We start from the raw sequence: 11,915 nt of genomic DNA, 5'->3' as shown, positions 1-11,915 counted from the left end.
CAAATCACGAAAATACGACAACATCATACCTGTATTTATCAATAAGATGATAATGGTAATCACTAATTAGACTAAAAGGTTTCACCGATAGGTAAATAGCTATGTGGTATCAAAAGACGATTCATCTTACTCCGAGAGCGCGAGGGTTTCATCTAATAACCGCCGAGATAGAGCAAAATTTAACAGTAATTCAATCATTAAAGGTTGGGATCGTACATTGTTTTATTCAGCATACATCAGCCAGCTTAACCATTAATGAAAATGCAGACCCAACTGTTCGTGATGATATGGAGGCACATTTTAATCACAGTGTTCCTGAGCGGGCGGCTTTTTATCAGCATACCTATGAAGGTGATGATGACATGCCAGCTCATATCAAAACGTCATTACTTGGTAATAGTATTAGTATTCCAATTACTGATGGTCAACTTGCGTTAGGTATGTGGCAAGGAATTTACTTAGGTGAGCACCGCGATCACGGTGGCTCACGATGCATTGTTATTACCGTTCAAGGCGAATAACAACTAACAGCCGCGGACAATGCCGCGGATGTTATTATAACTTGAATTATGAATAGGTCATCGCCACTCGAGGTGTTAACTTGGTCATTAATTCATAAGCAATCACGCCAGTATATTGTGCTACCACTTCAGCGGGTAAACCTTTACCCCATAGTGTGGCTTCATCACCGACTTTATCTGTCGCATCAGGCCCAAGATCAACAGTTAACATATCCATCGATACACGACCAGCTGTAGGTACAATACGGCCATTTACCATTACAGGTGTACCATTTGGTGCACAACGTGGGTAACCATCACCATAGCCAATTGCAATAACGCCTACTTTAGTATCCCGTTCACTGGTCCAAATACCACCGTAACCAACCTGCTCACCTTTTTTGACTTCGCGTACCGCAATTAAACTTGAGGTTAACGTCATCACAGGTTGTAAGTTATAGCTCGATGCCATGCGGTCTAATTGATCAAATGGCGATACACCATACATAATAATACCAGGTCGAATCCACTCAAAATGACTATCAGGCCATGCTAAGACACCAGCAGATGCTGCTAGTGAACGCTCACCTTCATAAGGCTTGGTTAAAGTTGAAAAACACTCGATTTGCTTGACGGTTATATCGCTACCTAAGTCATCTGCATTACCAAAGTGGCTAATAAAGCGTAATGGCTTAGCAACATTATTACAGTCATTTAAACGCTGCATAAATTGAGGTACTTGCTCTGGACGTAACCCTAAACGATGCATGCCTGTATCAATTTTCACCCACACTCGTACCGGACCATCTAAGTCAGCTTGTTCAAGTGCTTCAAGTTGTTCTATCGAATGCACTACGGTATGAATATTATTAGTAACCAATACCGGCAAATCGGTTGATGCGTAAAAACCTTCTAGCAATAAAATCGGTTTTACTACTCCACCAGCACGCAGCGTTAATGCTTCTTCTATTCGTGCTACACCATAGGCATCAACATTGGTAAGGCTTTTCGCCACATCTAACAACCCATGCCCATATGCATTGGCTTTAACAACCGCCAGAATTTTACTGTTTGGTGCCTGCAGGCGGATTTGACTCAGGTTATGTGCCAAAGCTTGGGTATCAATATGTGCAGTTGCAGCTTTCATCCAATATCCTAAATAATTTTTAAGGCTTACTCTTCATCAAAGGCTGGGCCAGCATAGTTATCAAAACGTGAAAACTGGCCTTGGAAGGTTAAACGTACAGTACCAATTGGACCATTACGTTGCTTACCTAAGATAATTTCAGCGATCCCCTTGAGGGCACTATCTTCGTGATAAACCTCATCACGGTATATAAACATGATTAAGTCAGCATCCTGCTCGATGGCGCCAGATTCACGCAAATCAGAGTTAACAGGACGTTTATCTGCTCGTTGCTCCAATGAACGGTTAAGCTGAGACAGAGCAACAACGGGCACATTTAATTCTTTTGCTAATGCTTTTAGTGAACGTGAGATTTCAGCGATCTCAAGAGTACGATTTTCTTGTAAGCCAGGGACACGCATCAACTGAAGGTAGTCAATCATAATCATACTCAGACCACCATTATCACGTGCAATACGACGTGCACGTGAACGTACTTCGGTCGGTGTTAGGCCTGAACTATCATCAATGAACATATTCTTTTTTTGCATCAGAATACCCATTGTTGATGATATTCGTGCCCAATCTTCGTCGTCTAATTGCCCGGTACGGATCTTGGTTTGATCGACACGCGATAATGATGCCAACATACGCATCATGATTTGTTCTGCGGGCATTTCTAGTGAGAAAATTAATACAGGTTTTTCTTGATCCATGGCGGCATTTTCACACAAGTTCATCGCAAAGGTGGTTTTACCCATAGATGGACGTGCCGCAACAATAATTAGATCTGAGCCCTGTAAGCCTGCCGTTTTTTTGTTGAGATCAGTAAAGCCAGTTGATACACCCGTTACGCCATCTTGCGGTGATTGATACAACAACTCAATCCGCTCAAGTGTCCGCTCTAAAATAGTATCAACGTTTTGCGGACCTTCTTTATCGTTAGTGCGTTGCTCGGCGATGGCAAAAACTTTACTTTCAGCCATATCCAGTAAGTCTTCACTGGTGCGCCCTTGTGGATCATAACCAGCATCGGCAATTTCATTGGCAACACCTATCATGTCACGGATCAGCGCGCGTTCCCTTACAATATCAGCATATGCTAAAATATTGGCTGCCGATGGCGTATTTTTAGCTAACTCAGCAAGGTAAGCAAACCCACCGACATCATCTAACTTGTCAGATCGCTCAAGATGTTCAGACAGCGTGATCAAATCAAGTGGCTGTCCACCTTCCAATAAGGCTGCGGTTGCCTCAAAAATAATCCGATGAGGACGGCTGTAAAAGTCTTTAGCAACCACTTTCTCAGCAACAGTATCCCAACGCTCATTATCCAGCATTAAGCCGCCAAGTACTGATTGCTCAGCCTCAAGCGAATGCGGTGGCATCTTAATGGCGTCCATTTGATTATCTTTTAATTGTTTCGATTTACGATTATCTGTCATAGCAATTGTGCATTTACCAAAACCAAGAACGGAGCTCGATAGTATAACCTATCCCCTGCTCCTGCGTAGCTATAAACCATGATGATTGCGCACTTGCAACGCTAACAATTATCCTCCTTTTTAATTTAACCAAAAGTATGACCAGCATTCCTAACCAAAAGCTGACAAATTTACGTTAGAATACTGCGCTTAATATTTTTTATTGTTACACCAGCTGCCAGCGGAGGACTTTTGGCAAGATATATACTCACATTGCTGTTGCTTGCCACTACCGCAGCCAATGCCAGTGAAGAACCAACAACTGAAGCGTCAAATGAACCCTCACCACTGACCAGCAGTATCGGCTTAGGTTATCAAGCACTATCGGGTAATTCTAATTCTCAAACCATGAATGGTAATATTGCGCTCACCTATACTAAGGGCCGTTATCAAACCACTGCTGATGCCAAATATATTATGGCAAAAAAAAATGGCGAAGAAGATAAACGTAAATTATCAGCAAGTTTAAAAGCAAAACGTATGATCCGTGATGGGTATTACTGGTATGGCAACGGTAGTTATATTGATGACCGCTATGGGCCCTATTATGTAGATTCACTGGTTTCAACCGGTATCGGTTACCGTCTCTTTAGCTATGAGAGCTTTCAAACCTTAGTCGATATTGGTCCAGGTTTTCGTCATCAAAACCCTAATCTTGATGAGATTAAGAGTGACAGTATTGTTAAACAAGAAGTCGTCAATGAGCCGATATTGCAAAGTACGGTCGATATGCAATGGAAGCCACTTAAAACACTCACATTAAGTGCTAAAGTAAATATGGTATCAGGTAAAAGTAACACTACCATTGAAAGCTCATTAAATGCGACCAATGACATTACCGATAATATCGCTTTAAATATTGGTTATACCCAGACCTATTATTCTTGGGTGCCTGAAACCATGAAAAATTCTGATTCAACCACCACGATATCAATAATTTATACGCTTTAGTTACCAATATCCCAAATTATAGACATAAAAAACCAGCCCGAAGGCTGGTTTTTTACTATTAAAGCTAAAAGCGATTACTCTGCAGCAACAACGTTTAGTTTAACAGTTGCGAATACGTCTGAGCTTAGCTGAACGCTAACTTCAAATTCGCCAGTCGTACGTAGTGCACCTTCAGGTAGACGTACTTCACTCTTAACAAGTGCAACGCCTGCAGCAGCAACTGCTTCAGCGATGTCACGAGTACCGATTGAGCCGAATAGTTTACCTTCGTCACCAGCTTTAGATGCAATAACAACACCTTCAAGCGTGTTTAGTGCTTCAGCACGTGCTACAGCAGCAGCGTGTTGCTCAGCAACTTTAGCTTCTAGCTCTGCACGACGTGCGTCGAACATTTCAACGTTCGCTTTAGTCGCCATAACTGCCTTAGCTTGTGGGATAAGGAAGTTACGAGCGTAGCCCGCTTTAACGTTAACCTGGTCGCCAAGGCCACCTAGGTTAGCGATTTTATCAAGTAGAATAACTTGCATTATCTTGTCCTCTATTAAGTTCTAAAAACGACTGCCGCTTACAGATGCTTATCTGTGTACGGTAGAAGTGCTAGGTAACGAGAACGCTTGATAGCGCGAGCTAGCTGACGCTGGTATTTAGCGCGAGTACCAGTGATACGGCTAGGTACAATCTTACCAGCTTCAGTGATGTAGTTTTTTAGAGTTGCTACGTCTTTGTAGTCAATCTCTTGTACGCCTTCTGCTGTAAAACGGCAGAATTTACGACGACGGAAGAAACGAGCCATGGGCTATCTCCTGATCTAAATTAAGTCAATATGATCGGCATGCAAAACTAATTTCCCGATACCATTACGGCCGGTTTGGTAAGAGATAAATCCCTCCACCTTAATATTGCTTCCGACAACTAAATCTTGAGTGAGTATTTGTTGACCTTTACCACTGATTACCACGTTAATATAACAATATATTTGGCGTGGTAAGTCAGCTTCCCGCTGCACAGAACGATGCTCAAGCACAAAGTGACAATGAGGAATGCCTGCCGGAGATTGGCTTCGCTTGGGATGCTTGGCAATAGTACCAGTCAACACCAGACGATTAGTCATTTAAACAAATTACTCAGCAGCTGCTTCGCCTTCAGATTGTGCTTCAGCACGATCTTCACGCTTAGTGAAACGCTCTTCTTTAGCCTTCATCATTGGAGATGGCTCAGTAACAGCGTTTTTAGTACGCATGATCATGTTACGGATCACTGCATCGTTGAAGCGGAAGTTTGACTCAAGCTCGTCAACAACAGCCTGCTCAGCTTCTACGTTCATAAGAACGTAATGTGCTTTGTGCAGTTTGTTAATTGGGTAAGCCATTTGACGGCGGCCCCAATCTTCTAGACGGTGAATTTGACCACCAGAATCTTTGATAGCAGCAGTGTAACGCTCGATCATGCCAGCAACTTGCTCGCTTTGATCAGGGTGCACCATGAATACGATTTCGTAATGACGCATAGGTTGCTCCTTACGGATTATTCAGCTTCCCTTGTCGGCTCGGTTATCCTGGGGAAGCAAGGAACTAAAAAAAAGAACCGAGAATTTGGATGACGGATAGTACAGAGAATGATCAATCTAGGCAAGCTTATTTTATCATCACTAGCCTCATTTCAATCAAATGTACTCTTGTCTCAGTCAATCTTGCCTTTAGGATGATAACTGCTTTTCTCGATGGTGGTTTTTTATACGGCTCAATAATAAAAAACCCGCGCAGTATTGACTGAACGGGTTTAAATAATTATGCGGTTATTTACGCTTAATCACGCATTAACCGCGTTGACGTACCGCTTCAAACAAACAAATGCCAGTAGCAACAGATACGTTCAAACTTGATACTGAGCCCGCCATTGGGATCTTAATCAAATCATCACAGGTTTCACGGGTTAAACGACGCATACCTTCACCTTCAGCACCCATCACAATCGCCAATGGCCCTGTTAGTTTGCTGTGGTAAATATCATGGGTTGCTTCGCCTGCAGTACCAACAATCCATACACCTTTATCTTGTAGCGCACGCATAGTACGAGCAAGGTTAGTTACACGCACCAACGGCATAATTTCAGCCGCGCCACAGGCTACTTTACTTGCGGTCGCATTAAGTTGTGCCGAACGATCTTTCGGTACAATCACGGCTACAGCACCAGCAGCATCAGCGTTACGTAGACATGCACCTAGATTATGAGGATCTGTCACACCATCTAAAATCAGTAGTAACGGATTTTCTTTGGTTGCTAATAGGTCATCAAGGTTATTTTCGTTATATTGCTTACCTGGACGTACACGCGCAATAATGCCTTGATGAGAAGCGCCATCAACTTTGTCATCTAATGCTTTACGGCCTGCTTCTTGAATCGTGATACCTAAGTCTTGCAACTCAGTAATTAGCGGCAGTAAACGCTCATCTTCACGTCCTTTGAGTACGAATACCTCAATAAAACGCACAGGATCAGATGCAAGCACGGCTTTAACGGCATGGATGCCAAAAATCATATCATTACTCATCAATTAACTCTTCTTTGCTGCACGTTCAGATTTACCCGCACGTTGCTTTTTCTTCTTGCGAACTTTGGGCTTCTTTTTAGGATCAGTCAGCGGCTTTTCATCCGATAACTTGCGTGGTTTTTTATTTCTTGGCTTTTTCTTTTTAGCATCTTTAGCATCTGCAGCTGGAATCGCGCCTTCTTTTAATTTTTTACGTACCGAAGAACGCTCACGTTTATTTTTAGAACGTGATTCATCAGCTACCGCTTCGCCATTTTCAACTTTAAACGCAGGCATTCCCTGACGTTTAAGGCCTTCAGCTTTGCGCATGCGTTGCTTTTTCTCACGCCCTTTGGCAGTTTTACCCGCACCGCGCTGCTTACGCTCGGCACCAACAATATCAAAATCTAATTGACGATCATTAAGGTTAATCGCCGCCACTTTGACGTGAACAGTGTCGCCTAAACGATAAATCACACCTGAACTCTCACCTACCAAGCGTTGACCCACAGGATCAAATTGATAGTAATCGTTAGCAAGGTTTGAAATATGCACTAAACCATCAATGTTTAATTCATTAAGGCGGACAAAGAAACCAAAACCGGTAACGTTAGCAATCACACCTTCAAACTCATCGCCAAGGTGATCCTGCATGTACTCACACTTAAGCCAATCAGACACATCACGAGTAGCATCATCGGCGCGACGTTCAGTGGTTGAACACTGCTCACCAATAGCATCAATTTCATCAAATGAATAATGATGACCACCAGTAGGCGTATCGTTCTTAGTATTGCCTGCTTGCTTAGCAATTAAGAATTTAATCGCACGGTGCAAGGTTAAGTCTGGGTAACGACGAATTGGCGACGTAAAGTGCGCATATTGGCTTAGGGCTAAACCAAAGTGACCAATATTATCTGCTTGATAGATCGCTTGTTTCATTGAGCGCAGCAGCATAGTTTGAATTAATTCACGATCATTACGCTCTTGAATTAAATTCGCTAATGCAGCGTAATCTTTCGGACTTGGCTCTAAACCACCACCAAGTTCTAAACTTAGCTCGCCTAAGAAATCACGGAAACCTTGTAGACGCTCTTCACCCGGGGTGTCGTGAACACGGTATAACGCTGGCTCTTTAGCACTTTCAACAAATTGTGCTGAAGCGATATTGGCTAAAATCATACATTCTTCGATGATTTTATGCGCTTCATTACGCACTAGCGGTACGATGTTCTCGATCTTACGATCTGCATTGAAGACAAACTTAGTTTCAACAGTCTCAAACTCAATCGCACCACGTGCTTCACGTGCCACTTTTAGTGCTTTAAACATGCTGTAAAGTTCTTCAAGGTGCGGCACTAAAGGCGCGTAACGTTGACGCAACTCTTCGTCACCTTCAAGCATGTTACTTACTTTGGTGTAAGTTAAGCGCGCATGTGAATTCATCACCGCTTCGTAATGCTTGTAGCCTGTCAGCTTACCGCCTTCAGAAACTGTCATCTCACACACCATACACAAGCGATCGACTTGTGGATTAAGTGAACAGAGACCATTTGACAGCACTTCAGGCAACATTGGAATCACTTGCGCCGGGAAGTAAACCGAGTTACCTCGCTTTAGCGCTTCATTATCTAATGCTGATTTTGGACGTACATAGTAACTAACATCAGCAATCGCGACCCATAAACGCCAGCCACCATCAGGATTACGCTGACAGTGCACCGCATCATCAAAGTCACGTGCATCTTCACCATCGATAGTCACCAATGGTAATTGACGTAAATCGACTCGGCCCAGCTTAGCTTCTTCTGGTACTTCTTCGGTCAGATGCTTAACTTGGTTATCAACTTCAGATGGCCACACATGGGGAATATCATGAGTGCGTAATGCGATTTCAATCTCCATACCCGGTGCCATATTCTCACCCAGTACTTCAACAATACGACCAACGGCATTATGTTGACGAGTGGCACGTTGATTGATCTCAACCACTACCACATTGCCCATACGAGCACCTTGACGCACATCTTGTGGAATAATGATATCTTGCGCAATGCGAGAATCATCAGGTACCACATAGCCCATGCCATCTTCAAGGAAGAAACGACCCACAATTTGAGTGGTTGATTCAGCTAATACGCGCACCACACGGCCTTCACGGCGGCCACGCTTATCTTCGCCATCCGCTTGCGCTAAAATGTAATCACCATGGATCACACTACGCATTTGATGGGCAGGTAACAATAAGTCAGTATCTTTACTGAATGTACCTTCAGGACGTAAAAAGCCAAAACCATCACGGTGGCCAATAACGTAACCTTTAATTAAATCTAAACGCTCAGGCAATGCATAACACTGACGGCGAGTGAAAATTAATTGGCCATCACGTTCCATCGCACGTAAGCGACGACGTAGACCTTCATATTGATCATCACCTTCAAGCTTTAACGCAGTAAATAACTGGTCGCGGCTAACGGGTGCACTAAAACCACGGATCACTTCTAACAGTAACTCACGGCTTGGAATAGGGTTTTCGTAATTAGATGCTTCGCGTTCGCGAAAAGGATCAACCGGTAAATCGGTAGTACCTTTAGACATAAACAGTTCCTGTTGGCCAGCTATACCTTTAGTATACCCAGCTCTTAGGTGAACAGATGGGAACTGGCTATAAAAACCAATTCCACTAAATAATAGGGAGTAGTGTGATGCTAGACTATTATCAAATAGTCTTAGTGTTCTGCAGGCAATCCCAATAAGACACGTAACGGTGGATTATTATCTACCAAAGTCAGTAATGTGTACTTATCTAGCTCATTTAAAAAAGCATTACGCGCATCAGCAAGGATCCCCTTTAACTGACAAGCAGGAGTAATATTACAAAAATCAGGCGCACAATTGACGATTTGTAACGGTTCAATCGCCCTTACCACATGCCCCAATACAATATTACCCGCAGGCATTCCTAAGCGAATACCACCATTTTTCCCTCGTACAGTTTCTACATAACCTAATTGGCCTAATTTATTAATAATTTTGACCATATGGTTGCGCGACACAGCATAGGTATCGGTTACTTTTGTGATACTTGTTAACTCCCCCTCAGGCAAGCTTGCAAGATATATCAAGGCACGTAGGCCATAATCGGTAAAACTGGTTAACTGCACATTCACTCCTCCTGTTGCTATTTTAATCTTGTTCTTGACTAAAAGATACAGATCAGATACAACTTATAACATATATTATAAATACAACTTATAAAGAGAAAGTAATGCTCACTCAAAATACCATTGATATCGTAAAATCGACCGCCCCCATCATTGCCGCTGCAGGTCCTGCAGTAACCCAGCACTTTTATCAGCGTATGTTTCGCCACAACCCTGAGTTAAAAGATATTTTTAACATGAGCAACCAGCAAAACAGAGACAATGACGATCCTTCAAATCAACAACAAGCGTTGTTTAATGCTGTTTGTGCTTATGCAAATAATATTGATAATTTAGCGGTATTATTGCCTGCCGTTGAAAAAATAGCCCAAAAACATACCAGCTTTTTAATTTCAGCCGATCAATATCAGATCGTGGGTAGTCATCTATTAGCCACTATTGATGAATTATTATCCCCAGGACAAGAAGTATTAGATGCTTGGGCCGAAGCTTACGGTGTACTAGCGAATATCTTTATTAACCGAGAACAAGAAATCTACCAAGAAAACGATAATAAAGCCGGCGGCTGGCGTGGCACGCGTGAATTTGTGGTAACGGAGAAACAACAAAATAGTGATGCTATCACCAGCTTTACGTTTACTCCCGCTGATAAAGGCCAAGTCGCTGACTATAAGTCAGGCCAATATTTAGGTATTTATGTTACTGCCGATGAATTAGAGCACCAAGAGATCCGCCAATACAGCTTATCTGCTGCCCCTAATAATGCCAATTACCGCATCTCCGTTAAGCGTGAGTCTCAAGGTCTTGTCTCAAACTATTTACACGATAAAATCAATATTGGCGATAAAGTTAAACTGGTTGCTCCCGCTGGTGATTTTTTCTTGAATGTTGAGCCACAAACACCTGTAACACTTATTTCAGCGGGTGTTGGCTTAACCCCAATGCTAGCAATGCTTGAAACACTCACTCAACATCAAGCAGCAGTAAACTGGTTACATGCTACAGAAAATGGCCACCAACATGCGTATAAAGATCATGTTAAAACCCTTGCTAACCACCACCAGCATATTACGGCATTAACATGGTATAACGCCCCTACTGCCACCGATCGTCCAGCAGAAGATTATGACTATCAAGGTTTAATTGAACTCAATAACATTGCCACTCAGATTTCTGATCCAACCATGCATTTTTATTGCTGCGGTCCGGTTGGCTTTATGCAATTTATCGCCAAGCAGTTAATTGAACTAGGTGTAACCAACGATCGTATTCATTATGAGTGTTTTGGGCCGCATAAAGTGCTGTAATATTTGTCAATTACTGGCCACACAATGATATCGTTTTAATCAAAAACAGCACCTAAATAAGGTGCTGTTTTTATTTTCATCACTAACAACTATTACCAAAATGATGAACGCCGTTTAGCCCGCGCGATAATATTGGCTGGCATCTTTTGCTCTAACTGCTGCCGCAAACGTCGAATTTGTTGATGTTGGCTTTTATTGGTAGTTACGGTTTGATACAACCATCGATAGGCATCTTCATAATCTAATGGGCTGCCATTATCAGCAATTAATAATTGTGCTAATTGAATTCGTGCACGAATATTACCAAGGGCAGCAGCTTCGCGTAAATACGGAATTGCACGCTCTTTATCCTGTTGCAAAATCACCCCTTGAGCGTAATAGCGCCCCAGTTGTTCTAATGCAACCGGTACACCTTGCTGAGCGGCGGCACGCATATAATATACGCCTTGTTCCACATCTTTCGGCACACACACGCCCCACGCCAACATATCACCGTAAAGAAATTGATAGGTCGGTGATTCTATTTGTTCTGCTCGCGCTTGAATATCTTGCACTAACTGACAATCATCGGCTTTGACTTGGCGTAGATGGTGATTGGTTGCAAACCAAGCACTCAACTGTTCTTCGGTATAAACTGGTACAGCCTCCCCAATAATAGCAATCGCATGAACAGGTGTTGCCAACCAAGTAGCAAACATTATCAACCAGGGTTTCATTAGCATTCCTCAAACGTCGAATAATTAGCTATCGGCAATTTGAGAATAAACTTTAACTCAATACAAAGCAGCATAACGGTAATATTGAGTTATAAAAAACCAGCTCGAAAGCTGGTTTTTTTCAAATTCGCATCAGC

At 42.6% G+C, this 11,915-nt stretch carries 13 protein-coding genes; 3 read left to right on the top strand and 10 right to left on the bottom strand.

What is annotated here, in order from left to right; translation table 11 throughout:
• The first annotated feature begins 101 nt into the window (after positions 1 to 101).
• Positions 102 to 521 carry a secondary thiamine-phosphate synthase enzyme YjbQ gene (locus tag BTN98_RS19280; RefSeq protein ID WP_060998701.1) on the top strand — a complete coding sequence of 140 codons (420 nt, stop codon included), beginning with the start codon at positions 102 to 104 and terminating at the stop codon, positions 519 to 521.
• 46 nt (positions 522 to 567) lie between these two features.
• On the opposite strand, the gene alr is transcribed toward BTN98_RS19280, so the two are convergent.
• Both alr and BTN98_RS19270 read right to left on the bottom strand, forming a co-directional pair.
• On the bottom strand, positions 568 to 1,647 hold the full coding sequence (gene alr / locus BTN98_RS19275) for an alanine racemase (protein ID WP_060998700.1): 1,080 nt from the start codon (positions 1,645 to 1,647) through the stop codon (positions 568 to 570).
• Positions 1,648 to 1,673: 26 nt separating this feature from the next.
• On the bottom strand, positions 1,674 to 3,071 hold the full coding sequence (locus BTN98_RS19270) for a replicative DNA helicase (protein WP_036788807.1): 1,398 nt from the start codon (positions 3,069 to 3,071) through the stop codon (positions 1,674 to 1,676).
• Positions 3,072 to 3,302: 231 nt separating this feature from the next.
• Between BTN98_RS19270 and BTN98_RS19265 the strand changes: the two genes are divergently transcribed.
• Positions 3,303 to 4,061: a DUF481 domain-containing protein gene (locus BTN98_RS19265; RefSeq protein WP_060998699.1), complete on the top strand. Its 759-nt coding sequence runs from the start codon at positions 3,303 to 3,305 to the stop codon at positions 4,059 to 4,061.
• A 74-nt stretch (positions 4,062 to 4,135) separates the two neighbouring features.
• Here BTN98_RS19265 and rplI read toward each other — a convergent pair whose 3' ends face one another.
• From rplI to nsrR, 7 genes are all read right to left on the bottom strand, one after another.
• A complete protein-coding gene (gene rplI / locus BTN98_RS19260; RefSeq protein ID WP_060998698.1) occupies positions 4,136 to 4,588 on the bottom strand; it encodes a 50S ribosomal protein L9 in 453 nt (150 codons plus the stop codon).
• A 38-nt stretch (positions 4,589 to 4,626) separates the two neighbouring features.
• Positions 4,627 to 4,854 (bottom strand): 30S ribosomal protein S18, encoded by a 228-nt coding sequence (gene rpsR / locus BTN98_RS19255; protein WP_005421136.1) that lies wholly within the window; start codon positions 4,852 to 4,854, stop codon positions 4,627 to 4,629.
• Between the two features lie 15 nt (positions 4,855 to 4,869).
• On the bottom strand, positions 4,870 to 5,172 hold the full coding sequence (gene priB, locus BTN98_RS19250) for a primosomal replication protein N (RefSeq protein ID WP_060998697.1): 303 nt from the start codon (positions 5,170 to 5,172) through the stop codon (positions 4,870 to 4,872).
• Positions 5,173 to 5,181: 9 nt separating this feature from the next.
• Positions 5,182 to 5,568: a 30S ribosomal protein S6 gene (rpsF, locus tag BTN98_RS19245; RefSeq protein ID WP_036788814.1), complete on the bottom strand. Its 387-nt coding sequence runs from the start codon at positions 5,566 to 5,568 to the stop codon at positions 5,182 to 5,184.
• A 309-nt stretch (positions 5,569 to 5,877) separates the two neighbouring features.
• A complete protein-coding gene (gene rlmB / locus BTN98_RS19240; protein ID WP_060998696.1) occupies positions 5,878 to 6,612 on the bottom strand; it encodes a 23S rRNA (guanosine(2251)-2'-O)-methyltransferase RlmB in 735 nt (244 codons plus the stop codon).
• Between the two features lie 3 nt (positions 6,613 to 6,615).
• Positions 6,616 to 9,189 (bottom strand): ribonuclease R, encoded by a 2,574-nt coding sequence (gene rnr / locus BTN98_RS19235; RefSeq protein WP_060998695.1) that lies wholly within the window; start codon positions 9,187 to 9,189, stop codon positions 6,616 to 6,618.
• 131 nt (positions 9,190 to 9,320) lie between these two features.
• Positions 9,321 to 9,755 (bottom strand): nitric oxide-sensing transcriptional repressor NsrR, encoded by a 435-nt coding sequence (nsrR, locus tag BTN98_RS19230; protein WP_036788819.1) that lies wholly within the window; start codon positions 9,753 to 9,755, stop codon positions 9,321 to 9,323.
• Between the two features lie 104 nt (positions 9,756 to 9,859).
• On the opposite strand from nsrR, the gene hmpA reads away from it, so the two are divergent.
• On the top strand, positions 9,860 to 11,062 hold the full coding sequence (gene hmpA, locus BTN98_RS19225; protein ID WP_060998694.1) for an NO-inducible flavohemoprotein: 1,203 nt from the start codon (positions 9,860 to 9,862) through the stop codon (positions 11,060 to 11,062).
• 92 nt (positions 11,063 to 11,154) lie between these two features.
• Here hmpA and motX read toward each other — a convergent pair whose 3' ends face one another.
• On the bottom strand, positions 11,155 to 11,778 hold the full coding sequence (motX, locus tag BTN98_RS19220) for a flagellar protein MotX (protein WP_060998693.1): 624 nt from the start codon (positions 11,776 to 11,778) through the stop codon (positions 11,155 to 11,157).
• Between the last annotated feature and the right edge of the window lie 137 nt (positions 11,779 to 11,915).

The organism is Photobacterium aquimaris (assembly GCF_002954455.1).
In the GTDB taxonomy this organism is placed as follows: domain Bacteria; phylum Pseudomonadota; class Gammaproteobacteria; order Enterobacterales; family Vibrionaceae; genus Photobacterium; species Photobacterium aquimaris.
Note: the sequence above shows the minus strand (reverse complement) of the source record. Positions and strands in the feature narration are given on the sequence as shown.